Consider the following 26,995-nt stretch of genomic DNA (forward strand, 5'->3'; position numbering starts at 1 on the left):
CAATAAATTTTAATTTCACAAACCTACCTTTTCAGCTATCAGATCATACACCACTTTTGCGATAATAAAATGGTCATGTCTGATGCGTGCTTCTTCTTCTTCAAATACAACTTTCGAGAAACGCCCGACTATTAACCTTTCATCTTGAAGATCGATTTCGACAGGTATTGAATCCTTAGTTTCATACCTTTCAAGAACATCTTGATTGTGTGGAGGAAGCGAATGAATTACAAAATCGATCTTTGTGCCAAGATATTTTTCAATTTCAGCTACGTGATCGCTTAGTTTATAATCGTTTGTTTCACCTGGTTGGGTCATGATATTCGATATGTAGATCTTTACGGCTCTTGATTGTTTAACAGCATCACTGAAATCTGGAACTATGAGATTTGCAATAACACTGGTGTACAAACTGCCAGGCCCTAATATAATAATATCACAGTCTAATAAAGCTCCGTAAACAGCTGGATTCAGATTAATAATCTTATCTAAGCTTAGTTTCTTAATCCTTCTTTTATGAACCTTACCGTATTCTACAATTTTTGTTTCACCAAAAACTTCTTTACCATCGTCGAATACTGCAACAAGTCGTGCCATCTCCGTTGAGACAGGTAACACTCGTCCTTTTATTGCCAGTATATCTGCCACTTTTGATATCGCTTCTGTAAAACTTCCAGTTATTTTAGTCAATGCCGCCAATATTATATTACCGACCGTGTGACCGTTCAACGAACCATTTTTAAACCTATAATTGAATAATTCACCGAGTATATTTTCATCATTTGCCATTGCAACTAAATTGTTCCTTATATCACCAGGTGGTGGAACGTTCAGTTCTTCGCGTAAAATACCAGAACTACCACCTTCATCGGTGATGGTAACAACAGCAGTTATATCACATGGATAGTGTTTTAGTCCTTTTAAAAGCGTTGAAAGGCCTGTTCCTCCACCAACGACAACTACCTTCATCCAAGTTCAACATCCCTGTGACTTAAAGTAACTTTGTAGCCTTGGTTTTTGAAAAAGCTTGCTAATTCTTCGGCAAAATAAACAGATCTGTGACGACCTCCAGTGCAGCCTATGGCAGTTGTTAATTCCTTCCGTCCTTCTATTTCATACCTTGCCATAGCTATTTTGAGTAGATCAATTATTTTCTGCGTGTAATCGGTTACACCATCTATGTTTTTCAAAAATTCTTTTACTTCTTCATCTTTACCTGTCTTGGTTCGAAGGGAGGTTATATAAAAAGGATTAGGGAAAAATCTTACATCGAACACAAAATCGGCATCCAACGGGATTCCGTATTTGAAGCCAAAGCTTATTATATGAACAACAAAATTTTTTTCAGATTTTTCTTCGAGAATATCTGTTAGTTTTTCTCTTAGTTGATGAGGATTCAACATTGTTGTGTCAATAACCAGATCGGCTATTTCCATCACATCCCTCATCATATTCATTTCCTTATCAATTGCCTCACCGATAGAAGTTGTTTGTTTTGAGAGAGGGTGGGAACGACGGGTATGCGCAAATCTTTGTATAATGGTATCCTTCGCCGCGGTGAGAAAAACAACCTTTGTGAAAGGATATCTATCTTTCACATCGTTTATTGCTTTAATTATGTCGCCAAACAGAAAACTTCTAACATCAAGCACAAGTGCAAGTTTATCTACAGTGTTTGACAGTATACTTGCTACTTGGTAAACTACTTCGGGAGGTAAATTATCTATACAAAAAAATCCCAGGTCTTCAAGAAGACCTGCTGCTGTCGATTTGCCCGCTCCCGAATGCCCTGTCAATATCACAAGCTCTTTCAAAATATATCACCTTCTGTTCAAGCTCGGTAATTTCAAGATGTTTGATTTGATACGGGTGTTTGAATCCTATTTTCTTCAATTTTTTCTCAAACTCGTCAGGATTACCTGTTACGTAAAATTCTACAAAGGGTCTCCCATTAACTACTAAATGCGATACTTCGCGAACAAGTTCATCCGCAGGATCTATTATTCTCACGTTCTCCATAACTCTCGCAATTATATCTCTTAAAAAAGGAAAATGAGTGCAGCCAAGTATTAACTCCTGGGGCTTAAACCTTCTAAACGGTTCAAGATAAAATTTAACGACAGCTTCGACCATATTTCCATAAAAAATTCCCTCTTCAACTAGCGAGACAAAAAGTTGAGCAGGTCTTTGTGATACTTTCTTGCCTTTATCTTCCAATGCGTGTTTGTATATTCCACTTTGTACCGTTGTATGAGTGCCTATAACGGCAACACGTTCATACTTTGATGCGTTTACACCTGCTTGTATTATGCTGTGATATGGTATTTTGAAATAACTTCGGTACCTTGCAAGAGTAGAATCTGAAGTATTACAGGCAGCGAAGATTCGCTCAACTCTTCTTTCCATAAGAAACCCTATGATTTCTCTACTGAAAGTCTCTATGGTTTCGCGAGACTTAGTACCATATGGCGCGCGCATAGTATCTGCAACGTAGACATAACGTGCTGGAAGCGTTTCTATTAGTTTTTTTAAAACTGATAACCCTCCAATTCCTGAGTCAAATAAGCCAATGACCATATTCTAAGGTTTCACCCTCCAATTGTTTACGTACCTATCTTAATGTGGAAACTCTCTCCTTTAACTTATTCACCAAGTTTTCAATTTTTTTACGTGAATTGTATTCGTTTTCTAATAAATCACACAAAATTAATACTAATAGTTCATCGAATGGAACTTCTTCATAAAGCTTTTTGTAGTTAGCTTGTAGTTCTTTTATTCTTTTAGCGACGTAATCTATTAATTCATCCGAGCTATCTGTTGAAAATTCATAATCCTTACCAAAAAGAGTTATCTTAACTCTCTTCATGCTCGCTCACATCCAATATCTTCATCAGGTCTCTCACCCTGATGACAAGCTTATTTATTATCTCTTCATTGTTTCTTAATATGTTTTCCAAATGTTGCTTTTCCCTTTCTAAAATTCCGATTTTTTCAATTGCCTGATTTAGTTCATTCCAAAGTTTTTCGTTTTCCTTTTTTAACTCCGTATAACTTGTTATTATTCCTTCCACCAATCTTTCTAACTCTTGCACTTTATCATTCATTATAACACGCCCCCTTGCGTTTTACCAGTTTCAAAATATGATAAAGTTTGTTACATTTGAGATAAAATTAATCAAAGGTTGCATTATCATGGGCAAAATCCAAAGGATCAGTAGTCCTAACATAAATATGATCCCATAAAAATTAAACTTCAGATACCATTCGTAATATTTACTTGGCAGAAAAGATAGTATCATCCTTGATCCATCCAGGGGCGGGATCGGAAAAATTGAAACGATCCCAAGTGTTAGACTCCATTTTGAAGCTGTATAAAGGACATTAAATAGTATATTTGAATAAAAAATTTTACACAATAATCCATATAAAAAGAAAAGTATGAAGCTTGACAAGATTCCGGATAAAGAATAGACAAACAATTTTTTACCTCTTGACTTTGAATAATCTATTGCTGGACTATGAGTCCAGCCGAAATCAAAAAAAATAAAAGTGAAAAGTCCTATAGGATCTAAGAAGTTTACTAAATCTTTTAGTTTGCTTTGTTTCTTTGAAAGCTTAATTTCATCAGAATTACTCATGGTGAAGAGTTTGTATAAAGTGTTTCTAAATACTTCTCGTGGCCAACTTATCAAAAAGTATGCAATGAAGCCAAATATGACTTTTCTAATCAACGATATTAAAATGCTGTTCAAACACTTCCCCCCTGAGCTAAACCTTAGAAACTTGAAGTCATACATATTCTGTTTCTGTGGCTCATCGTCAGCGAAAATACTAGAGTTTTACACAAGTTTTCATCTCCAATTTTTTTATTTTAGCATATTCTTTTAGTTTTTGTATTTGCTCATAAGACATATTACCCCACCAATATGGTAGAACAGTGTTGTTAAGTAATAGTGGATCTTCTGTTCCTTTGAGTCTTCCTTTGTTTACGAGATCTATCCATATATCCGTACCAACTATTGGTGTGAATTCATTTAATGAATAATCTATTCCAACAGAAGCACATACATCAACTGCATTTCTTATATCCTCTTCAGTTTGTTCCGGTAAGTTTATCATTATATAAGCGCTCACTTCTTCATGAGTGAAACCTGATTTATGTAATATCTCAGCTGCTCTTATAACATCCTCATCATATACTTTTCCACCAGTTTGTTCTTGCAATTTGCCAGATGTTTCATACCCAAGTTTAATGGTTTTGAAATTAGATTCAAACAACAAATCGGATATCTCTTGATTCAAAAGCCGAGCATGAATACCATTAGGAAGGTGAAATCTTAGTCTTTTATTTAGCCCTCTTCTTATTATCTCAAGCAAGATAATTTTTAAATGTTTTTTCCAATTAATAAGTATGGCATCGTCAAAAAAAACTACGTCATTAACTTTTAAAAGATCAGAGTATTTTTCTATTTCTTCAATGATCTTGATCGGATCTTTAAATTTCATCCTTTCCCAATTCCTATGTGCAACACAATACGTACATTTGTACGGACAACCAAGAGTAGTTAACAAAACAACATAACCAACCCTCTCATAAAGTTCATAAGCTGGTGAAAAATCCAAAAACCAATCTTTTTCATTTTCCGGTAAGTCCCATCCAAATGTTTTGTTTAAGAATCTTGGCAAATATCTCAAGTCAGTTTGTGTAAACAAATAAGCACCGCTTCTTATTGCTACATGTGGCTGATTTCTAACAAAGAATCCTCCGAAAACAATTGGGCAATTTAACTCTTGCTTAATTATATTTATTGTATCAAAATAGCCTGGGTACCAGTAAGTTAGCGTTGAGGTAACAAACACCGCATCAACGTCTCCGTTTTCTTTGACTTTTCTCAACTTAATCCTAAATAATTCTTCTGGCATTCCATATCTTTTATATTTTCTTGGGATGAATTTTAATATATTAGGTTTTTCTATTTCAGTATGTGGAAACTTACCTGTACCGTAGAATTTATCTCTTGGAACCTTTACGTAGTTTTGCAAGTCTGGATCATATCTATTTGTTAAATCAATCAATTCAACTTCGACACCAAGAGATTTAAGAAAAGAGCCGACGTATAGTAATCCAACAGGTTTAAGCCAAAAATCGTAAGCTGCAAAATCTTCTATCCATGGATTAATGAGTAATATTTTTATTTTCTTCATAAAAGTAATACATCCCTCTCAATGTCAAGTCTTTATCTATTATTCCTTCAACTTCGTTTTGAACATACATTGCTTGTCCGCCTGTATGTATTATAACAGGTCTCTCTTTGTATTCTTCTTGTATTTTCTCAACAACGTATTTTATTGCTCCAACCATAGCGTTTATGGCTCCTATTCTAATATTCGATTCCGTGTCCTTTCCAATAAAACCTTCATAAGGCTTAAGCTCAACAAGAGGTAGTTTGGCAGTACCTCTGAAAAGAGCGTCTATCATCATTGCAAAACCAGGCATTATAACTCCACCTTCGTATGTCCCTTCTTTAAGCACTTCTATAGTGATTGCTGTTCCGTAGTCTATAATTATGCAGTTTTTACCGTAATCTTCAAAAGCAGCTATCACATCACACACTCTATCCGCACCTATCTCTTTTGGGTAATAAACGTTCCACTCTATTTTGCTGTAGTTTTGTGAACTGACAAAGTATATCTGCCCATTGCTATATTTGTTGGCAAAATATTCAAACACAACGTTAACTGATGGAACAACAGAAGATACAACTATTGGTAAATTAATTATGTTTTCTCCTCCAAACAAATTTCTTAAAAAGACATACAATTCGTCTTCTGTTTCATATTTTTTTGTCGCTATTCTATAACTTTTAAATTCCTTCCCATTATCTGTTACGGCTACTGTTGTATGTGTATTTCCAACGTCAAACAAAAGAACCAAGATACCACCTCACATTACGTTAAATACAAAATTTTCACCATCTTGTTGTAATTTCTGTACTTGTTTCCGGTAAAATTTTATATTTATCCAGTATTTCTCTTACATCTTTTGTAACGTAAATTCGAATGATTTGGATGAGATTACTCTTCATAAAATTGTAAGCTGGAAAGAGCTTTACGTATTCTTCAAATGTCATCAACTGATTTTTTCTGAGAATGTATATGTTACTTTTTAAAAATTCCTCAGGATGTACTATAGTTAATTTGTACGGAGTATCGATTCTAAATATTTCGTCAAAGTTATTCATAAGATGCATGATAATCTTTTTATCCTCTTCATCCGCTACTTCAAATGCTCTTTCAAGTTTGAGTCTGATCTTTTGCAATAAATCACTTGCTATTCCTTGGCTAACCAACGAAGGATCAACACCTTCTATTGAAAATGGCGTCTCAAGCACTACCTTCCAAAGATTTCTTCTTTTAAGTCTTTCAACAATCTCGTATGCCATTACAATATCAAGTTCAAGTGGTTGTAAATCAACTTCATATTTTAAAAGGCTCTCTTTGACATCTTCGCCCCCACCATATCGCTCGACAATTTCATAAAATTCGCGGATCACTTCGTTGATTACAGTTTGATCGGTTAAATCAAGGAACGTCTCAATATTCATTACTCTTTCATCAAGTCTCAAGGCTTTGTATGAAAGTTCCAATAGTTCTTGAATCATCATATCTGCTGCTCGTGACGTTTTGTGGAAATAAACGTTTTTGTACATCATAAACCTACCAAAAAGTATGGTGTAAATCTCATCTACAACTTTTGAATCGTACGCTAAAAGTTCTCTTGCATCCTTCCTTACAATCGTTGCATTTCGGATAAGTCTATCGATAGCTCCTGTTCCAAAACCCCTTGTTCCTGCGTAATAAGAATCTCTAAGTACAAAATCTAATCTGTCGGCGCCAAGTGGACCTTGTACAATTGCAAAATCGATAGTTCCAAATTTTTCACCTTCGTAAACTTTAATTATTTCTTCAATTAGCTGTTGAAAATTTTCTTCCATATTCTCAGATATTTGACCAAGCGTTATCTCAAGGTCTTCTACAACTGCTTTTTTTAACTTTGACGGGGCTTCTTCGTATCCTTTTAGAAGTTCCTTTGGAAGATAATTTCTCAACAATGTAAGTCTATATTCATCATGTCCATCGTTAAATCCAAGTTTTTTGTAAACAACATCATCAAATTGGTGACTGAATGGTCCGTGGCCTATATCATGCAACAAGCCAGCGAGCCTAAGTATTCTAACTTTGTCTGGAGCATCGTAAAGTTGTTCTGCATATATTCCGGAAAGGTGCATAACACCAAGTGAATGGGCAAATCTTGTGTGTGTTGCTCCAGGATATACATATTCGGCACCAGCTAACTGAGTCAAATATCTCAATCTCTGTATTGCCTTAGTATCGATGGCTAAAATCTCAAGTGGATAAAGCATTATTTCGGAATAAATCGGATCTCTGGAAACTTTGTAATACAATCAAAATCACCTCCTTTTTTATTTTATCACAACATTCTTAATTTTTGCAAAGATATAATATTTAAGACAACTTCAAAATTAAATTTGCAATCTGATACCAAAATGTTGTATAATATAAATTAAACGATGTACATCTACTCTACGAAAAGGAGGGGTCGGTTGTGAAAAGGGTTTTGGTGCTTTTTGCGGTTCTTCTTTCGTTTTCACTTTTTGCTGTCCAAGTCAACTACGGTATATTCTCTGATCTTACAACAACAAACATTTGGAACTTACTTGGATCAGGGTCATCTGCTTGGAACTTTGTGGTCCAACTTTGGAAATATCCTTCACTACTTGGAATGAACAAAGAAGGACAACTAATACCATCAGCAGCTGCAGAAATACCAAAAATAGTTAAGGAAGGTAACATGTATACGGTAACAGTGAAACTAAGAAAAGACATGCGCTGGTCAAACGGTGCGCCATTTACAGCTGACGATGTTGTCTTTACGTATAGCACAGTCAAAGAGATGCAAATTCCCGGTGGTAACTGGGGTGGGGCTTACGAACCAGAGAAAGTCGAAAAGATTGACACATGGACAGTAAAGTTTTATTTCAAAGAAAAGAAAACGATGACAATTTATTACGATACTCTTATGACAGCAATTGTGTGCAGTAACTATTGGAAACCAATAGTTGAAAAAGCAAAGAAGCAAAAAGATCCTGTGAAATGGTTGCTTTCTCAGGAAGTTATTGATCCTGGTATAGCAGCTCTCAATATTGGAAAGGTTGAAAAAGGTGCGTTTGTTCAGGTAGTTAAACAAATATCTGACGACAAATACTGGTCTTACGGTGAGAAGAACTTGTACTACAAAAATGGTGGTTTCTCAATAATCAATCCAAAAACAGGCTTTAAATGGTCAACAGACAATCCAAAGCCAGCTGGTGAAGTCGCACTTGAAGTTACAACAGGACCTTATGTAGATACGATTGTTTACAAAGTTTATGGAAACAAACAAGTTGCTATTCAGGCACTCATTGCCGGTGATATTGACTACATTTACAACCCAGTTGGAATTACAGCGGGTGAAGCAGAACAACTTAGAGGACAAAAAGACATAAAGATAGTTTCGAATCCACAGCTCGGTTTCAGATATCTTGCGTTTAATATGAGAAAATTCCCAATGAACGTTAAAGAGTTCAGACAAGCACTTGCGGCACTAATCGATAGAGATTTCATATGTAACCAAGTGTTACAAGGTAGAGCTATTCCTCTTGCTACACCTGTACCGCCCGCTAATACATTTTGGTTTAACTCTGCAGTTAAAACAATTGGTGAAGGACTCGGCATGGGTGAAAGATATCAACTTGCAGTTAGCTTGCTCAAAAAAGCTGGTTTCAAGTGGGATACGGAACCTGTTATAGATCCAAAAGATGCAAAGAACCCAGTTAAAACACCTGGTAGGGGCTTAAGAGGACCAGATGGTAAGCCAGTTCCTACGGTAACACTTCTTTCACCGGGCATGGATTACGATCCAATGAGAGCGCAAACAGCTATGTACATAGAACAATGGGCGAAGAATATTGGTATACCACTCAATCTGAAACTTACTGATTTCAATGAAATTGTTACAAAAGCATTTGACGACGTAGACTTTGATATGTACATACTCGGTTGGGGTATTGGAAGAGTACCAACATACTTTAAATCGTTCTGGCACAGCTCGCAGATGGCTCCAGATGGTTTCAACACACCTGGTTACAAGAACCCAGAATTTGATGCTCTTGTTGAAGAATTTGAATATGCAGACACATTTGAGCAAGCAAGAAAGGCAATATTTGAAGCTCAAAAAATCCTTGCGGAGGATTTGCCATACATAATTCTTTACACAAACCCAATGATAGAAGCTTACAGAACATCTATTAGATTCCCATTTGATAACATGCTGGATGGTATACAAGGTTACTACGGATTCCCAGAAGGTGTAAGAAAGGTTCAATAATAATTTACACTAAATTTATAATCCGAATCCCCCCGCAAGGGGGGATTGTATATACTCAGCTTACGGAATTCTTTTGTGGTGCAACTTGCAACTTTAACAAGGGAGAGGTGAAGATGACAAAACAAGTACTATTAGTTATTTTTGGAATAATCCTGCCATTGATAGGTGTGTTTTATTCGCTTAAAAAGGGTAAAAAACCCATCAACTACATATTCCTTGGAATTTCACTTGCATTGTATTACGGCGCATTATTCAACATAAAATATCTGTACTTATTTAGTCCCAGATTCAATTTTATCGTTGCACCAATTGTATATTTTTACGGTTTCGATTTACCAGGCTTGGCAAAATTTATCAGGAATCGTATTGCCCAAATTGTGCTTTTACTCGTTATATATGTGACGGTTGTGTTTTTCATCTTTCTTGCGATGCCAGGTGATTATACAACAAAGTTTTTGGACCCAAAATTGATGAGAAATCCAGAAATGTATGAAAGGATTAAGCAACTTTTCGGAGTGGAAGACCCGTGGTATGTTAAGTATTATAAGCATATGAAAAACTTTTTCAATCTTGAGATGGGTATATCATTTAGTGAATATCCAAAGAGAGTTGAAGAAATAATCGCAGAGCGACTACCAAGGACTTTATTTTTGTTTCTCGCAAGCTCAGTTTTGTCTTTTCTACTTGGATTCGATCTTGGGAAAAGAATTGCATGGAAACGTGGAGGAATAACAGACAAAGCAGCAACATTCGTTGGTATCGTTTTTTGGACAATATTTACCCCGTTTTACATGCTTATAATAATATGGTTATTCGCAGTTACATTACGTTGGTTCCCACTCTCTGGATTTGTAACTCCTGCCAAGTGGTTTAACGCACCATTCAGCGCTCAGGATGTATTCATAAGACTTCTTTGGACTGAGTTATTTTTGCTTGTAGCTTGGATCGTTGGAATATTTATTGCCTCAAGATTAAGGACTATAAGTTCAAAAAAGTTGGCAATTTGGTTCTCAGTAATAGTAGGATTTATCATGACTATGATATATTGGATGACGAACGGAATGGGAACATATGCTTTAGACATAATTTATCATCTTGCGCTCCCAGTTATAGCACTTGTTACACTACATTTTGCCGGTGACATGCTCGTTATGAGAGATACAATGCTTGAAGTTATAAAAGAAGATTACATTACAACAGCACGTGCCAAAGGATTACCAGATAAGGTAATCCGTGATAAACATGCAGCAAGAACAGCCCTCTTACCACTTATGACAAGTTTTGTTATTGGGTTAGCTTCAACAGTAAGTGGTGGGGTTATAACGGAGACAATGTTTTCTTGGAAAGGTATGGGGCTTACATTACTTGAAGCAACAACAGCGCAAGATACGCCTCTTGCCATTGGATGTCTTGTGTTTACCGGTGTACTTGTATTGTTTGCACACTTGGTTGCAGACATACTTTACGCATTATTAGATCCGAGAATTAGATATTAAGTGTGTCAAAAGAGGTGAATGTGAAATGGCAAACGAAATTAGGAAAAGAGAATCAATTGCTAAAATAAAATTCAAACTTTTCATTAAGAATTTCAAAAAGAACTGGGCGCTTTTCAAAGAAAGTAAAATGGGAATGTTTGGATTGTGGGTGATAATTGCATTTGGAATTTTTGGTGCCCTTTCACCTATTGTACTAAGCTTTCTTGATCCAAGTATATATGATCCAGTAGTTGGTTTAGATTCACGAATATTGTCTTCAAAATACATAACAGATTATCTTTCTACACAAAACCTTGTAAAAGGTATTGAAATCCCTGCGGCACAACAATGGGTTTACTCATTTATGGACAAGGGTGAAACATTCAAATCATCGATGGAAAACTTAGTGAGAAATTCACAGTATGAGATAATGACAACGTATGCACCAGATAGCTTTAGACACTTTCTTGATACTATAGCAGATAGTTATATACCTGCAAAAGAAAGACTATATTTCCAAACGAGCATTTCTGAACTTGTTGATAAAGGGATTATAAAGTTTTCCGCTATATCTTCGGTAAAAGATATTGGAAATAGGGACAAATTTTCATTCCAAGATTTCTCCGAGTTACTTCAGAAGGTTGACCACAAAACACTGGCTATTGCACTTTCACCTTACGCAGATTCAGATGAAGTTTCTCGCGCAATGCTTTGGTTTAGAAGTTTGAATAGAGAAAAGCAAGAAGTTGTGGAAGAATTTAACTCATTGATTACTCAAACGCACTCCGAAGATCAAATTAAATCTGCTCAGGAAAAGGTATTGGAAGTTGCAAAAAGTGTTGCCGATGTAAGTACCACAGGACAACTCTATGTTCAATCAGACGCACAGTTGTCCGAAGTTATTCAAAATGATACTGTAGCTATAGAATCACTAGTCTTTGCTGCCGCATACAGTATTATACCTGACTTGATTGTTTTATCAAAAGAAAACAATTCAATTGAGCAAGAAATAAAAAAAGGGAAATTTGCTCCGCTATTTGAAATCGCAAAATCGAAGCTTTCTGATTTGTCGAAAAAAGAAATTTACGAACCTGCCTTGACAAAAGCTAAAAAGACGGTAAGTAATCTGGAAAAAGAAATGCAAGATTTAGGATTATCAGTGTTACATACAGATACCGAGCGTTTCTTAGAGTTGTACGCTGGTATGGAATTAGCAAAAGTTTCTGTTGACATTCGTCCAGAACTTAGAGCCAAACTGGAAAATCAGATATCCAGATACTCCAAAACAGTCAGGCAAGGATATATTTACGAATTGAACAATATATTCATCAAAATCGCTACTGCAAGATCATTTATGGCTTCATTACTTAATAATGAAAACATACCGGAAAGTTATGAGTCCCTTGGCAGCCAAGTTATAAAGGTTTTATCAGAACCTATAGCATCACTTATTGCCTATGCTTTTCAGGGTACTAATAAACTTGATAAAGTAATTTCAAATATAGAAAATTCACAGCTTGATGACTTTAAACGTATTGATATAGTTGAAAAATTGAAATCCGCCAAAGAACCTGTAGAAGCGGTTAGATTTTTAATCAACGAAGCTGAAATGAATGAAAACATATATCTCAGAATGGTTAATGAGCACAAGCAATATCTTGAAGATCCTTCAGAATGGTCAAATATGGAAAATATAAGAAAAATTGAAAAACCACAAAAAACTGCTTGGTCAAAGGATTTTGCCGAGAAAAAGCTTGTAGAGATATTCAACGTGCTTTCTCTTACTAACAAAATTGGTGTTGGTCATCCACTACCACCAAGTAGATGGCATTGGCTTGGTACAGATCCTGTTGGTAGAGATATACTTATCCAGCTTATGGTTAGTACTCCTAGTGAATTTGTACTCGGTGTGCTTGCAGCACTTATTACAGTTGTAATAGGTACTATAATAGGTACAGCGGCTGCTTATTACGGCGGATTAGTTGATGTAATATTCATGCGTATAGCCGATCTTATGATGCTATTTCCATCCATAGCATTTCTCATTGTTCTTTCAGGTTTTATGACGATGAACCTTTTCAAATTGGCTTTAATTCTTGGGTTACTTGGTGGTTTCGGTGGCATAACACTTGTTTTAAAAGCACAAGCGTTAACAATTAAGGTGAAGCCTTACATCGATGCAGCAAGGGTTTCAGGTGGTAGCCATGGATACATAATATTCAATCATATCATTCCAAATGTAATGCCCCTTTCGTTCCTTTACATGATGTTTAATGTAACTGGAGCCGTTTTTTCAGAGGCTGTATTGAGCTTTTTTGGCTTGATGAAAGTTAGGATGTCTTGGGGATTGATGATAAACACAGTATGGAGTTCCGGTTATCTTGGCTCTGGAAATATAGGTTCTTACTGGTGGATGTGGGTACCAGCAGGTGGTGCTATAACATTGCTGTGTGCTGCCTTCTATTTCCTTGGACGTGGTCTTGAAGAAATCGTTAACCCAAGACTCAGAAAGAGGTGATAAATATGGCAATTTTAAAAGTCGAGAATTTGAAAATGCATTATAAAACAAAAAAAGGTTATGTTAAAGCAGTTGATGGTATATCGTTTGAGTTAGAAGCTGGGGAAAGCCTTGGAATAGTTGGTGAATCTGGTTGCGGTAAGACATCTGTGTCTATGACTTTACTGAGAATTCTTCCGGAAAATGCTCGCTTTATGGGTGGACATGTCTGGTTTAACGATGATGGTAATATGATAGATTTAGTTTCTTTGTCAGAAGAACAAATGCGGCACTATCGTTGGAAAGGAATATCCATGGTATTTCAGGCTGCCATGAATTCACTCAACCCTGTCTACAGGGTAGGAGATCAGATAGTTGAAGCTATACTTAATCATTATCCTGAGACCCCTATTGATGAAGCAAAATCAAAGGTTGCAAAGCTTTTTGAGCTTGTAACACTCGATCCAAAACGCATGGATCAATATCCGCACCAGTATAGTGGTGGGATGAAACAGCGTGCAGTAATTGCGTTATCGCTTGCCTGTGATCCAAAAGTCATAATAGCTGATGAACCAACCACAGCACTTGATGTTATTGTGCAAGACAAAATATTACGTGAAATGAAAAAAATACAAAAAGAATTAAATATGGCAATGATATATATATCACATGATATAGCTGTCATAGCGGAAGTTAGTGATAAAATAGCTGTTATGTACGCTGGAAAGTTTGTTGAACAGGCTGATGCTACAACGGTTTTCAAGCGTCCCATGCATCCATACACGTTCTTACTTATGAATGCATTCCCAAGTCATGTTGGTGAGAAGAAAAAACTCTTTACGATACCAGGAGAACCACCTGATCTACTCAACCCACCAACTGGTTGTAGATTTGCACCACGTTGCCCTTGGGCAACCGATAAATGCAGAACAGATGAACCAGAATACAAAGAAATAGAAAAAGGACATTTTCTTGCTTGCTGGCATCCATTGACGGAAGAGGTGAGGCAAAATGAGTTCAGAAAATAAAGTGTTACTTGTGGTAAAAAATCTGAAAAAATTTTTTCCAGCAGAACGTGCTTTATTCTCAAGGGCAAAGCACTTTGTTCATGCGGTAGATGACGTGTCATTTGAAATAAAACAAGGTGAATCACTTGGCTTGGTTGGTGAATCAGGATGTGGCAAGACAACAACTGGTAGGATGGTAGTGAGACTTGAGTCACCCACAGACGGGACTATAGAAGTTTTGGGAAAATCGGTGGAAGATTACGACAGGATGGAGTATCATTCTATGGTACAAATGATATTCCAAGATCCGTATGAGTCATTGAATCCAAGAATGACTATATTTGATATAATTGCAGAACCTTTGAACATACACAATGTTGGAACACTTGAAGAAAGGGAAGAAAAAGTTGCACAGTTATTACAAGAAGTTGGATTAACACCTCCTGATAGCTTTCTTTGGAGATACCCACATGAACTGTCCGGTGGACAGAGACAGAGAGTAGCAATTGCAAGAGCACTTATACTTAACCCGAAATTAATAGTTGCAGACGAACCTACTTCAATGCTAGATGTTTCTGTTAGAACAGGTGTTATGCACTTGATGATGGAATTGCAAAAAAACCACGGGATGAGTTATTTGTACATAACTCATGACTTAGCAGTAGCAAGGTATATGGTAAATAGAATTGCTGTCATGTATCTTGGAAAAATTGTGGAATTGGCGGAAACAGAAGAATTATTACATCATCCAATGCATCCATACACAAGAGCTTTGATGGATGCCGTACCTGTCCCAGATCCAGACTACAAACGTTCAGAACCAAACATAATCGGAAACATAAGTGTACCAATCGACCCACCACCTATATGTAGATTTTACGACAGATGCCCCTTCAAGGAAGAAAAGTGTAAAATAAATCCACACCCAGAACTTAAAGAAGTTAGTTCTGGACACTTTGTAGCGTGTTATCCCGTGCAGGAAGGAAAAATCAAATAAAAAACATGATTGTATTTTAAACCAAACCGCTTGCAATTTGCAGGCGGTTTGATTTTTTGTTATTGCTACATTTCTTGATTTTGGAAATGTTCCAAATGAGACTTTTTCAAGTATTTGCATTGATTATAATTCATAAAGTGAGCTAAAATATAATTGAAAAGGAGGTAGTATATATGAAAAAAAGTTTTAGTATCTTTATTATTATTTTTTTCATCACAGCTTTTCTACTTTTTGGTTGCTCATATAAACCCGTTGACCAAGAATTGGAACAACTTCCCGTAGAAGAGCTCCCAGCAAACCAAGGAATTGTTACCTACAACCTAGATACCAACGAGCTTGTAGTTGATATTAAAGAAGACAACCTGAGCGTTTTCAAAGTGTTCAAGGATAAAACTCAAGAACAACTATTAGGACATTTCGTTGGTGGAATATTCACTTGTGAGTTTTCTGGGGAAGAGTTTTGGAATTTAGAAAGTCTGAGAATTGATATCTTAAGAAACAACCAGATCTACAAAACGTTAAGAATAACAAAGGAAAATATAAAAAAATTATCATTGACTATTCCCTCAACTTCAAATACTATGTACAAATTGTTTATAAGATCCTTTTATGACAGTACAGGGGATGGAATTGGAGACTTCAACGGTGTTGTACACAAAGTTAGCTATCTGAAAGAACTTGGAATAGACACTATTTGGTTCTTGCCTTTCAACAGGGGAAAATCCTATCATTGTTATGATGTAGAAGATTACTATAATGTTGAACCAGATTACGGAACATTAAGAGACATAGATAATATGATAAAAGTACTAAACGGAAATGGTATTAAGGTAATTATGGATTTAGTTGTAAACCATACAGCAGATACACATCCTTGGTTCTTAGATGCTATTGAGAAAACAACCTCTTCTGCATACTGGAATTACTACATCATGAGTCTAACCCAACCGGTAAATACAAATCATTGGCATTGGAAAATCAATTCAAAAGGTCAGAAAGTTTGGTATTTTGGTCTGTTCGACAGTTCAATGCCTGATTTGAATTATGATAATCCTAAAGTTTTAGAAGAAGTAAAGAAGATTATAGACTTTTGGATAATAATGGGAGTTGATGGTTTTAGATTGGATGCAGCAAAACATTACTATGGTTGGGATTGGGATGATGGAATACAAAAGTCAGCAAACGTTGCAAAACAATTGGAAAGCTATATAAGAAGTAAACTTGGCAACAATTGTATTATAGTAAGTGAAGTATACGATGGAAATCCTCATGTGCTCTTGCAATTTGCACCAATGCCCGTGTTCAATTTCAAGTTGATGTACGAACTAACGTCCAATTTCGAGGGCAGAGATAATTTACTTAGAGATTCCATTAACTGGGTGAATTCCATTTCCTCTCAATACTTTTTAAGTACTTATCATTTTCCTTTTATAGATAATCACGATCTTAATAGAATGGTATCTGTACTTGTAGACCAGAAATATTCTGGGAATGTTATTAATGGTACGAAACAATACCTTATTTTAAATGCTTTATTGCTTTCACTTAATGGAATGCCTGCAATATACTACGGAAACGAAATAGGATTGCGTGGTTGGAAATGGTCTTCTGAACCGTGGGATATTCCCGTACGTGAGCCTATGCAATGGTACAAAAACCAACAAGGCATTGGTCAAACAACTTGGACAAAGCCAATTTACCAATCAAAAAACATAACTTTTGGTAACGCAAATGTAGATGGTGCAATATATGATAATCCAAGCGATGGTATCTCTGTCGAAGAACAACAAAGTGGTTATACAATATTGAACTTCTTCAAACAATTCATAACTCTAAGGAAAACTTATTTTGCGCTGAGCCGTGGAACCATTGCAATAGAAAGAGACTGGAAGAACTTGTATGTCATTAAAAGAACTCACCAGAATCAAGAGGTACTAGTTCTTGTAAACCTTGATCCTACATATTCAAACACATACACAATACCATCTGGATACCGATGGGTATGGTACGCTTTCTTTAACGGGAATAATTTTGAATTTGGAAGTAAGCTTATGCCCCAGCTTAGCCAAAATACGAATTGGACAATCAATCCAAGGCAAGTATACGTCTTTGTAAAGAACTGAACGTTATGGAACATTTCCAATGTATCAAAAATCTGAGATCGAGAAGTTGTATAATATTAAACGCATATTTTTTAAAAGGGAGGTAGATGGTATGAAAAAGTTGCTGTTTATAACTCTCGCGGTAATGGTTTCTTTATTTGTGGTAAGTTGTGCTTTATTTGAAAAACCACCTCTACTTAAAACAGTAACTGTGGATGCAACGTTGACAGACTGGGCAAGTTATCTATATGAGGATGCTCCTAATGACTCTAAATGGGGAACTGACAACGAAATTCACAAAGCTGGTATACTCTTTGATGCGACTAATCTTTACATAGCTGGAGAATTCACAAAAGCAGGATATAACAACTTCATGGTTATGGTCGATCTTTCTGGTGTTACCGGTGCTCCAGATACCTCAAAGCATGAATGGGGAAGAAGTTATAAATTCGAGAAAGGTGATGTTGATTTCATAATTGAAACTTGGGGAGATGGATACAAAGCTTGGAGATTTACAAGTCAAGAAGCAACCGAAGTAACTGGAACACTTAAATCAACAGAAGTTGATGGCAAAAAGAGAATAGAATTTTCTATTCCACTATCAAAACTTGGGGTAAGTAATTCAAGTAAACTCTCAGCTAAGGCGGTATTCGTTCTAACTGGTGGTAAGTATGGTGGCAAACAATGGGCAGGAGATTTCTATCCAGACCAAGGTTTTGAGACAGGAGAAGGAGGTTACACAGCACCTGTGGTAATCAAAAAGACAATTTCCAATCCAACAAAATAGCTCTATAATTCGTAATTTTCCGAATAGCTTACAGGGGGCTTAAGCCCCCTTTTTACAAGTACAAAAATCTGGAGGTGACTTACCTTGAAACATTCAAAATATAAACTTGTGTTGCCTACCTTTTTAGTCCTACTTTTCGTATTGTTTGGTTGTATGAAAATATTAAACTTACAAATCGAAGATGGCATATACGTTGTTGGAGAATGGAATGAATGGATACCTACGTCAGGTGACAAAATGGTTTATTCAGAAGATGAAGGTTGCTATATCTTCGAGCTTCCGATAACATCTATGGTATTTAAACCGAGTCGTTCTGGGAATGAATACTCTATAGGATGGTACAAAGTAATATATAAAAGTCAAGGAGTTACCAAGGTATCGTCAGGGATACCAGTGTGGAAAGAAAATCTAAACTCAGAGAAATTAATTATCTATGCGAAACCAAGTGAAATGACCAACGGACAACCAACAGGAGTAGGTGACAGCGAAAAATTCAAAACAACACTGAGTAAATGGTACGTTGGTGGAGAATTCAACAACTGGAACCTTTCAAATGGAGAGATGATTTGGGATAACACAGAGAAAGTATTTAAGTATACATTGACCAATTTCAACGCATCAAAGCAGACTTATCTGTTCAAAGTGACAAGAAATGTCGGAGATTGGAAACCGTGGGAATTCAATTATGATGGAAAAAAATATGATGCTGGGTTTGATAACGCCGTTTTGCGACTTGAAAGAGCAGGGCTGGTGGACATAATAATCACATTTGATCCCAAGACTTCTAAGATAGGAACGATTGTCAACTACAAGTGAGGTGAAATAACATGAACTTAAAACTTACAGCCTTATTTATTGTTTTCACCGTCTTCTCCATCACTGCCTTTGCATTGCAAACCAATTATTCAGCAAATTTTTCGTTTACAGTTGATTTTTCACAACAACCTTTTTCGACAAACTTTGGAAGCGAATTTAGAATAATGGGGAGTTCTCTTGGAACGGGTTATGATTTATCTTTTAGCCTAAAAGGTAGTAATCTTGAATCCGCTAAGCTTACGCTTAAATTTGAAGAGCTAAAGTTATCACTTTATGATAATCAAATATTCGGTACAACAAATGATCCAATTGTGTTATATCAAATAACAACCGGACAAAACGGAGTAGAGATCGGTTATGGTAATTATAAATTAGTTTTGTTTAATAGTTTAGACCTAATGTATTTGTCTGGTAATATAAATGAAATAGTATTCATCGTTGGCAAAAGAGGAAACTTAATTGATACTGCTGCATCTTATAATATAAGATTATCCAGCGCAAATTTAAAAACAGAATGTATTATTCAGAACATTACGTCATTTGATCCCAAAAATTTTGTTGGTCTTGCTTTATTATATGATCAAAAACAAAATTGGGGTGTTAGATATGTTTTTGCTGGAGGCAAGGATACAAAATTGTCTTACAGTCCTCAGGAAATCAACGAGCAAAATAACTTGGTATTGTGGTACAAGTTTGGTAATTCGCCATCATTCAATACTTATTTGACTACATATTTTGGTTTCGAAAATCCAACTCGAGATCTAATTGATAATTCTGTAGTTGGTTTGGATATTACCTTAGGGCAAATGTACTTAAACCTCAAAAAAACTGGTTTTTCGAGCATATCTGGTTTACTACCTAACAACTGGGGCAAATTTTATATAGCAGCGGGAACGCAATTTTCAATCTTTGATTTTTCAACAAAGTTAGGCTATGGCTTTGGAAAGCCGATCCATAATTCTATAAGTACAATTGGCGAGTTATTTTACATTGAGGCAAGTAGAAATTTTGGAAATATTTCTTTATTTTCTAAATACCAAAAAATAGTTGGTTATTATGAAGAAAAGGATTTCTTCTATTCTGAGATAAAGTTTACTGGCTTTTCCAATGGTGATGTCGTTGTAAGAGTAGGTAACGGCGATTTTGATAAAGACAATCCTTTCAAACCCGTTGGAGGTATTTACTTTAACCTTTGGTGGTAATTTAAAGCTATAAATATAAATTAAACTTAGGGAGGTGTACTTTCGAATGCGTGTTTTAAGTTTTCTCAGGATAATAACAATGTTCGGGCTAATGGTTTCTTTAGTTGTTTTAGGTGGAGTGGCTTATAAAGATGGGAAAGTTGTGTTTACGTTCAAGACGGATATTAAAGCAGACGTAGTTTACCTTGCTGGAAATTTCAACAACTGGAATCCCAGTTTATGGGCAATGAAACTCCTCAACGGAGTCTGGACATATGAGGTAGAACTCAAGCCTGGAAGCTATGAATATAAGTATGTTATAGATGGAAAAAACTGGAAAGAGGATCCAGAAGCTCCATCGTTTGTTGATGATGGGTTCGGCGGAAAGAATGGTGCTTTCACACTAACGGCTGATGGAAAAATACTTGGAAGTGGAAAGATAAGTCAAACTAAAAAGTATGAGCTAAATACGAAAAGAGAAAATACGATATTTGTTGATCCAGAGGGTTATGTTGTGCTAAGGTTCTACAATAAAGATGCCAAATACGTTTTCATAGCAGGTTCATTCAATAACTGGAAAGATAATGCTACTGAGTGTTATTATATTGAAAATGGTTGGTGGGAAGCCGTATTAGAAATACAACCTGGTGTTTATGAGTACAAATTTGTTGTGGATGGTAAATGGGTTCTAGATCCAAATGCCTTTGCTTATGCTGACGATGGATTCGGCGGAAAGAATGGTGTCTTTGAACTTGTTAGAGAAGGTGGAAAGTTGATAGTAAGAGCACCTGTTAGCGCGGACAAACCATCCACCGAGAAAACTTACCAGACGGTAACTACCCAAAAAGTCAAACCTGGACTCTCTGTGGATGGAAAGAACGTTGTCTTTGCGGTTAAGAAAGAAAATGCTCAAGAAGCCTATTTGGCAGGATCCTTCAATAATTGGAATCCAAGAGCTATGAAAATGCAACTTGTAGAAGGTTATTGGATTGCAAATCTGCCATTACAACCAGGAACGCATAAATACAAATATGTTTTTGTGATTGGTGGTTCAGATGTGTGGGAAGAAGATCCGAATGCTCCATCATATGAACCAGACGGGTATGGTGGAAAAAACGGTGTTTTTAAACTTGTTGAAAAGGATGGTCTATTATCGATCGAGGGAATTGAACAAAAGGCTGGTGGATTATCTGTAAAAGGTAAGTATGAGTTCGAGTACAAGTTCAAAACAGATAGTGCAAAATACTTTGTTTCTTCTGGCTTTACAAACTCATTGGCGCTACGTTTTGAACCAACAGCTGACTTTGCCATAGCACTGAAATACGATGGGGCGGATATATCAGAAGCGTTAATCAATTTTTCTCAAGAAAATTACTCTATAGTCATGTACTATAAATTACCTTTGAATTTTCTATCTGACATGACTTTCGCTGAAAGGAACACAGGGATTTTAGGAAAGTTGAAATTCTTGAATAAATACTACCTCGTTGGTGGCTTGGTTCATAAGAATAATCAGTTACCTTGGATTGTAGGAATAGATGGTGAAACCTTTAAGTTATTTATGGCGAACAGCTATTTTACAGATGAGTTAGAATTCTTAGGTGAAATTATTTTAAGTAGCCCGTTTAATCTCTCAATATGTGGAATGTACAGCTTAAATAATACCTTCTTTGCAAGTATTAACTTTTCAGCAGAGCAGTTTGGATTGTATTTGTCCATTTACAACTCAAAGTTAAGTTCCGAAATATATACAAAATTAGGACAAGATAAATTCAAACTTGGAGGGGCTTACGATTTGTATTACGGCGATTCAGAAATGTACGCTGCTTACTTGACACAACAAATTGAATATTACATTGGTTCTAATCTTTCTAATGTTGAATTTAAGATTACAGCTCTTGGTAAAGATAGGGACATTGGTTTGGGCGTAAAAACAGAATTATCTGATCCTATAAATAAGACAAACCTGACAATATTTGGAAACATTAGGTTCTAAACATCCATAATTTACTGAGTACAAAGATACAAACAGCTCCCTTTCAAACATTTTCAGGGGGCTGTTTGTATTTTTGTACAACAACAATAGGTTAGCAAGGCCTTGGCTAGTAGGATTTTGATTTTCCAAAAAGCAAAAAAGCATCATGGAAATTTTCAGTAACATTGCTGACTTACTGTTCTGAGTTATGATATAATAAAACAAAAACTAATATACCGAACACCATAGACATAAATGGGGAGGGAAAAATGATGAAAACTTTGAAATTTCTTATATGTGACGACTCAAAACTTATAAGAATGAAACTTTCGGAAATTCTGAAAAAGTTGGAAAACGAAGAGCAGACAGTTGAGCTGCATGAAGCATCTGATGGCGTAACTGCAGTGAATCTTTTCAAAGAAATAAAGCCGGATGTGGTTTTCTTAGATATAACAATGCCTGCTAAAAGTGGACTTGAAGCACTTGAAGAAATGGTTTCATTTGACAAAGATGCGAAAATTATAATGGCATCTTCTGTTGGAACAAAAGAGCATTTAAAAAGGGCTATAGACCTTGGGGCTGTAGATTTCATTCAAAAACCACTGGAAGAAGAAAAGGTTTTAGGTATTGTAAAAAAAATTTTAAACCTGCACTGAAGCATGGGAGGGAGTTCAAATGTTTTTAATGTATTTCGGAAATTATCTTTTAAACAAAGGATACATTTCGAGGGAAAAATTCAAAGAAGTAATTAAAGCCGTCGAAACAAGTAGACCGCGCATAGGTGTTATTGCGCTGCACTTGGGATATCTTAAGTCTGAGGATATAGAAAGGATTACTCGTGAACAACACAGGCAAAATAAAAAGTTTGGAGAAATCGCCATAGAACTCGGATTACTAACACAACAACAACTTGAAGAAATCTTATCCCAACAACCAGGAGAATTTCTTGCGCTTTCACAAGTTTTAATAGATCAAGGAATCTTTTCATACCAAGAATTGGAAAGAATTATGAACGAGTTTAAAGAACAAAATCAACTTTCAGATAATGTACTTGATTATTTAAAAAATAATGATTCAAAGATGATAGTGGAATCGTTCATAGAGAAAGACAAAAAATTACCGGATGAAATTAAAGAATACTTGGTGGTTTTTCTTAACAGTTGCATAAGATTTCTCACAAGAAATCTCATGATTTACAGCGCCGATGATATAAACAACTTCGAACCTTTTAGAATTGTACATCAAAGAATAAAGGGCGACATCAATATTAATACATACATAATTTTCCCAGAAAAAGAAAGTACTGAAACATTTGTTAAAAAATACAGTCAGGTAGCCGACGAATTAATCTCCGAAATATTAGATGACAGTATAGCGGAATATCTTAATCTCGTGAACGGTTTAGCAGTTGTGAATTATTCTGAAAAAGGTTTAAACTGTGAGTTAGAACCTCCTGTGTTGTTAGATCGAACCGAATATCCTGAAAAGCAAATAACTTCAAAAATTGAAACTGATTTCGGCTGTTTTTATATATCTCAAATGGTGATTTAGTAATTCACTGGTCCTCTTCAAAGTTGGGAGGAGTTTTCATTGAGAGAGGAACGGAGAAGTAAGTTACTAAAATTAGAAACGGTATTGGACCGTACATTTTTGCGAAGTATGATTGGATATACGATAACCTTTTTGGTCGTATTAGTTTTGTTTTTTGCATTTGTTTTAAACTATTTTTACGAAAGTCAGATTAACTCGCTTACATCAAATTATTTAGCCCTACTTCACAGTCTTGAAAATCAGTATAAAATAGAGTTCTCAAAAGGATATGAAAGGCTTTTAGAAGAGTTTAAAGGTCTAAATATCGAGATAGAAAGGCAAGAATATACTGCCGAAGAGATTTTTGCAAAAGTGAAAGATATTATTCAAAGAACATACCCTATGCTCCAATCATTTGAAAAGATTGATAAAAAAGATTTAGAAGAAACTATGTACGGTTCCGTTCTAGAGAGCTATCTTGTGGAAAATCCAAATAAAGTTGATTACTTAATATACAACATATACTTTGATGATTATTATACAAAGATTTTTTTGGTTAAGTTGAACGATAAAATAATAACTGTGAAAATCAACACACCTTATTACCTAAGGATTTTCGAGACATTTCTGAATTTGAAAAGTTACAATAAGTTTATAGAGAGAATAAACTTGTTCACAATTTCAAGAAATCAGATCAGCGTAATACATCAAAGCAAGCAGACGTATAAAGTTGGCGAGAATGAGGTTAAAAAGATTCAAAAAGACATTTATGAAAGTTACAGGAAATTTAGTACGAAAATTGCGAATAAATTCATATCCCATTTTAAGAAAGAAAACAACATTCCTATGCGGCAAGTACAAGGTACCAACAGTTCAATAAGCGATTTTTACACCGTAAAAAAGGCTGATAAAGTTTATGCATATGTATTTTTGAATTTGTTAACTGGTAGAGAGATTGGTGACACAGTTATTGGCAGGGTGGTTCTCAACTTTTCGCAGATTACTACTACATTTTCCATAACTTTTACTATTCTCATGATCTTATCCATATTTACTTTGTTAGTTACAACAAAGAAGACAAAGGCATTTGTTAAAGAACTTAGCACAACATTTTCCAAGTTGATTCAAAATATAAAAACCTTTAGCTATGAAAAGATATTTACGCTTGACACCCTTGACTTTGAAAGTAGTGTTTTGGAGGTTCAAGAAATCTTAGAGGAATACACAAAGTTGGCACAAGAATTGACAGCAGCATATCAAGAACAAACGGCGCTTACACAACAACTTGAAGCATCTTACAAAGAGATTGAATACGCCCATAAGGAGCTTGAAAAGTCCTATCTTGAATTCGCAAGACAGCTGGCAATAATTGCTGAAAGTTATGACGAAAATACCGGTGCCCATATTCTAAGAGTAAGCAAGCTGACGAGTTTCATTGCAAGAAAACTTGGTTATCCCGAAGATTTCTGTGATAAAGTTGAAAAGTTCTCTCCTCTCCATGATATAGGAAAAGTACTTTGTCCAAAAGAAATTTTATTAAAAAACGGGCCACTTACAACTCAAGAATTTGAGATAATGAAACTCCATACGATAAACGGCGCAAAACTAATAGGTGACAATCCAAACTTGGAGATTGCCAAAAATATAGCACTCCATCATCATGAAAAATACGACGGAACCGGTTATCCGTTCGGTTTGTCAGGAGAAAGAATACCTATAGAAGCCAGAATAGTTGCTTTGGTTGATGTATACGACGCTCTCAGGTCTAACAGACCGTACAAAAGAGCCTTTACTCATGAAGAAAGTATAAAAATACTTTTGCATGGTGATGGAAGAACAAAACCCGAACACTTTGATCCAGAAGTACTGAAGATATTCATAGAAAACGAAAAGTACATTAATGAGTTATGGAACAAAATAAGCGAAGGAAAAATAAACTAATGAAAATTAAGTTAAAAAATCGTCGCAGATTTCATGAAAATTACCTTTTGAGTTCGTTATTATACTTTTTAATTCCTTCTCCAAGGATTTTCACTGCATCTGCCAATTTTTCTGCTTCGAGTACGTAAGCTATCCTTATCTCACTCATACCCGCACCGGGTGTGGCATAAAACCCGCTGAGAGGTGACACCATAGTTGTTTTACCATCCACGTTAAATTCCTTTAACATCCAGATGATGAAGTCCTCAGCGTTTCCGACTGGTAACTTTGCTGACAAATAAAAAGCTCCCTCAGGTTTGTGAACCACAACTCCCGGGATTTCTTTCATTGCTTCATAAGTAGCATCTCTTCTTTTTTGGTATTCTTCTCGAACTTGGTTTGTATATTCTTCTCCAAGTGTCAGTAAACCAATTGCACCAAATTGTGTCGTTTCAGCTGGGCAAAGTCTTGCTTGAGCAAATTTAAGCGCGTTTTTGTAAAATTCCTTATTTTTCGTAACAAATGTACCAATTCTTGCCCCACAGGCGCTGTATCTTTTCGAAACACTGTCAACCATTATCAATTGATCCTCTATACCATCAAAATGAAAGGCAGATATATGTTTTCTTCCATCGAAAGTAAACTCTCTATAAACTTCATCTGAAATTATCACAATATTGTGCTTTTTAGCAAAATCGATTATCTGTCTCATTTCTTCGTAAGTATAAACGGTACCGGTAGGATTAGATGGATTTGAAAATAGTATAGCCTTTGTTTTTGGAGTTAACACAGATTCAAATTTATCAACTGATGGGAGTCTGTAACCGTCCTCTGGATGTGCTGTTACAGGAACTAACTTAACATTAAGATAAGATGCAAAACCAAGATAATTTGCGTAGAAAGGTTCTATTGTTATTACCTCATCACCCGGGTCACATACAACACCGAGTGCAAACATAATTGCCTCACTTCCACCATTTGTGACTATGATATCATCTGGGGTAACGTGTATGTTGTGTCTTTGGTAATATTTAGAAAATGCCTCCCTCAACTCGGGCAGTCCTTGGGAATGTGTGTAAGCAACAACTTCAGGTTTGTATTTCTCAATGTATTCGTACCAGACATTTGGAGTCTTAATATCAGGTTGTCCAATGTTAAGATAATAAATATGTATCCCCCTTTTCTTGGCTTCATCTGCGTATGGTACAAGTCTTCTTATCGGGCTTGCGGGAGTTTCTATCGCTCTTTTCGATACCATTT

General features: G+C 35.7%; 23 protein-coding genes. 13 read left to right on the plus strand and 10 right to left on the minus strand.

Annotation, left to right across the window (positions count from 1 at the left end; all coding sequences use genetic code 11):
- Nucleotides 1-15: 15 nt before the first annotated feature.
- From N2Z58_08880 to N2Z58_08920, 9 genes are all read right to left on the minus strand, one after another.
- On the minus strand, nucleotides 16-969 hold the full coding sequence (locus N2Z58_08880) for a YvcK family protein (GenBank protein MCX7654770.1): 954 nt from the start codon (nucleotides 967-969) through the stop codon (nucleotides 16-18).
- Nucleotides 966-1,814: an RNase adapter RapZ gene (rapZ, locus tag N2Z58_08885; protein ID MCX7654771.1), complete on the minus strand. Its 849-nt coding sequence runs from the start codon at nucleotides 1,812-1,814 to the stop codon at nucleotides 966-968. Before rapZ ends, N2Z58_08880 begins: the two co-directional genes overlap by 4 nt.
- Complete coding sequence (murI, locus tag N2Z58_08890) at nucleotides 1,747-2,577, minus strand: glutamate racemase (protein ID MCX7654772.1); 831 nt, start codon at nucleotides 2,575-2,577, stop codon at nucleotides 1,747-1,749. Before murI ends, rapZ begins: the two co-directional genes overlap by 68 nt.
- Nucleotides 2,578-2,611: 34 nt before the next feature.
- Nucleotides 2,612-2,866: a cell division protein ZapA gene (gene zapA / locus N2Z58_08895; GenBank protein ID MCX7654773.1), complete on the minus strand. Its 255-nt coding sequence runs from the start codon at nucleotides 2,864-2,866 to the stop codon at nucleotides 2,612-2,614.
- Nucleotides 2,853-3,104: a hypothetical protein gene (locus N2Z58_08900; GenBank protein ID MCX7654774.1), complete on the minus strand. Its 252-nt coding sequence runs from the start codon at nucleotides 3,102-3,104 to the stop codon at nucleotides 2,853-2,855. Before N2Z58_08900 ends, zapA begins: the two co-directional genes overlap by 14 nt.
- Before the next feature lie 30 nt (nucleotides 3,105-3,134).
- Entirely contained in the window at nucleotides 3,135-3,752 is a 618-nt protein-coding gene (locus N2Z58_08905) for a site-2 protease family protein (GenBank protein MCX7654775.1), read from the minus strand.
- Between the two features lie 79 nt (nucleotides 3,753-3,831).
- On the minus strand, nucleotides 3,832-5,205 hold the full coding sequence (locus N2Z58_08910; GenBank protein MCX7654776.1) for a radical SAM protein: 1,374 nt from the start codon (nucleotides 5,203-5,205) through the stop codon (nucleotides 3,832-3,834).
- The gene (locus N2Z58_08915; protein ID MCX7654777.1) at nucleotides 5,177-5,935 is read right to left on the minus strand and encodes a type III pantothenate kinase; all 759 of its coding nucleotides are present in this window, start codon (nucleotides 5,933-5,935) and stop codon (nucleotides 5,177-5,179) included. Before N2Z58_08915 ends, N2Z58_08910 begins: the two co-directional genes overlap by 29 nt.
- A 34-nt stretch (nucleotides 5,936-5,969) precedes the next feature.
- Nucleotides 5,970-7,466: an HD domain-containing protein gene (locus tag N2Z58_08920; protein ID MCX7654778.1), complete on the minus strand. Its 1,497-nt coding sequence runs from the start codon at nucleotides 7,464-7,466 to the stop codon at nucleotides 5,970-5,972.
- Nucleotides 7,467-7,627: 161 nt separating this feature from the next.
- Here N2Z58_08920 and N2Z58_08925 point away from each other — a divergent pair, with 161 nt between their 5' ends.
- The 13 genes from N2Z58_08925 to N2Z58_08985 all read left to right on the plus strand — a co-directional run bounded on the left by N2Z58_08925 (nucleotide 7,628) and on the right by N2Z58_08985 (nucleotide 25,756).
- Entirely contained in the window at nucleotides 7,628-9,448 is a 1,821-nt protein-coding gene (locus N2Z58_08925; GenBank protein ID MCX7654779.1) for an ABC transporter substrate-binding protein, read from the plus strand.
- 113 nt (nucleotides 9,449-9,561) lie between these two features.
- Entirely contained in the window at nucleotides 9,562-10,944 is a 1,383-nt protein-coding gene (locus N2Z58_08930; protein MCX7654780.1) for an ABC transporter permease, read from the plus strand.
- 25 nt (nucleotides 10,945-10,969) lie between these two features.
- Nucleotides 10,970-13,441, plus strand: a complete 2,472-nt coding sequence (locus N2Z58_08935; GenBank protein MCX7654781.1) for an ABC transporter permease subunit — start codon at nucleotides 10,970-10,972, stop codon at nucleotides 13,439-13,441.
- A gap of 5 nt (nucleotides 13,442-13,446) precedes the next feature.
- Nucleotides 13,447-14,448, plus strand: a complete 1,002-nt coding sequence (locus N2Z58_08940) for an ABC transporter ATP-binding protein (GenBank protein ID MCX7654782.1) — start codon at nucleotides 13,447-13,449, stop codon at nucleotides 14,446-14,448.
- A complete protein-coding gene (locus tag N2Z58_08945; GenBank protein ID MCX7654783.1) occupies nucleotides 14,432-15,424 on the plus strand; it encodes an ABC transporter ATP-binding protein in 993 nt (330 codons plus the stop codon). The genes N2Z58_08940 and N2Z58_08945 overlap by 17 nt, the downstream gene beginning before the upstream one ends.
- 173 nt (nucleotides 15,425-15,597) lie before the next feature.
- On the plus strand, nucleotides 15,598-17,547 hold the full coding sequence (locus tag N2Z58_08950) for an alpha-amylase family glycosyl hydrolase (GenBank protein ID MCX7654784.1): 1,950 nt from the start codon (nucleotides 15,598-15,600) through the stop codon (nucleotides 17,545-17,547).
- Between the two features lie 91 nt (nucleotides 17,548-17,638).
- The gene (locus N2Z58_08955; protein MCX7654785.1) at nucleotides 17,639-18,313 is read left to right on the plus strand and encodes a hypothetical protein; all 675 of its coding nucleotides are present in this window, start codon (nucleotides 17,639-17,641) and stop codon (nucleotides 18,311-18,313) included.
- Between the two features lie 84 nt (nucleotides 18,314-18,397).
- Nucleotides 18,398-19,129: a hypothetical protein gene (locus tag N2Z58_08960; protein ID MCX7654786.1), complete on the plus strand. Its 732-nt coding sequence runs from the start codon at nucleotides 18,398-18,400 to the stop codon at nucleotides 19,127-19,129.
- Nucleotides 19,130-19,140: 11 nt separating this feature from the next.
- The gene (locus N2Z58_08965) at nucleotides 19,141-20,331 is read left to right on the plus strand and encodes a hypothetical protein (GenBank protein ID MCX7654787.1); all 1,191 of its coding nucleotides are present in this window, start codon (nucleotides 19,141-19,143) and stop codon (nucleotides 20,329-20,331) included.
- 46 nt (nucleotides 20,332-20,377) lie between these two features.
- Complete coding sequence (locus N2Z58_08970) at nucleotides 20,378-22,306, plus strand: glycoside hydrolase family 13 (protein ID MCX7654788.1); 1,929 nt, start codon at nucleotides 20,378-20,380, stop codon at nucleotides 22,304-22,306.
- A 251-nt stretch (nucleotides 22,307-22,557) separates the two neighbouring features.
- Nucleotides 22,558-22,941 carry a response regulator gene (locus N2Z58_08975; protein ID MCX7654789.1) on the plus strand — a complete coding sequence of 128 codons (384 nt, stop codon included), beginning with the start codon at nucleotides 22,558-22,560 and terminating at the stop codon, nucleotides 22,939-22,941.
- A 19-nt stretch (nucleotides 22,942-22,960) separates the two neighbouring features.
- The gene (locus N2Z58_08980) at nucleotides 22,961-23,836 is read left to right on the plus strand and encodes a hypothetical protein (protein MCX7654790.1); all 876 of its coding nucleotides are present in this window, start codon (nucleotides 22,961-22,963) and stop codon (nucleotides 23,834-23,836) included.
- 39 nt (nucleotides 23,837-23,875) lie between these two features.
- Nucleotides 23,876-25,756: an HD-GYP domain-containing protein gene (locus N2Z58_08985; protein ID MCX7654791.1), complete on the plus strand. Its 1,881-nt coding sequence runs from the start codon at nucleotides 23,876-23,878 to the stop codon at nucleotides 25,754-25,756.
- A 40-nt stretch (nucleotides 25,757-25,796) separates the two neighbouring features.
- Here the strand turns inward: N2Z58_08985 and N2Z58_08990 are convergent, their stop codons facing one another.
- Nucleotides 25,797-26,993 (minus strand): pyridoxal phosphate-dependent aminotransferase, encoded by a 1,197-nt coding sequence (locus tag N2Z58_08990; GenBank protein ID MCX7654792.1) that lies wholly within the window; start codon nucleotides 26,991-26,993, stop codon nucleotides 25,797-25,799.
- Between the last annotated feature and the right edge of the window lie 2 nt (nucleotides 26,994-26,995).

Origin of the sequence: Fervidobacterium sp., from assembly GCA_026419195.1 — a bacterium.
GTDB lineage: Bacteria > Thermotogota > Thermotogae > Thermotogales > Fervidobacteriaceae > Fervidobacterium.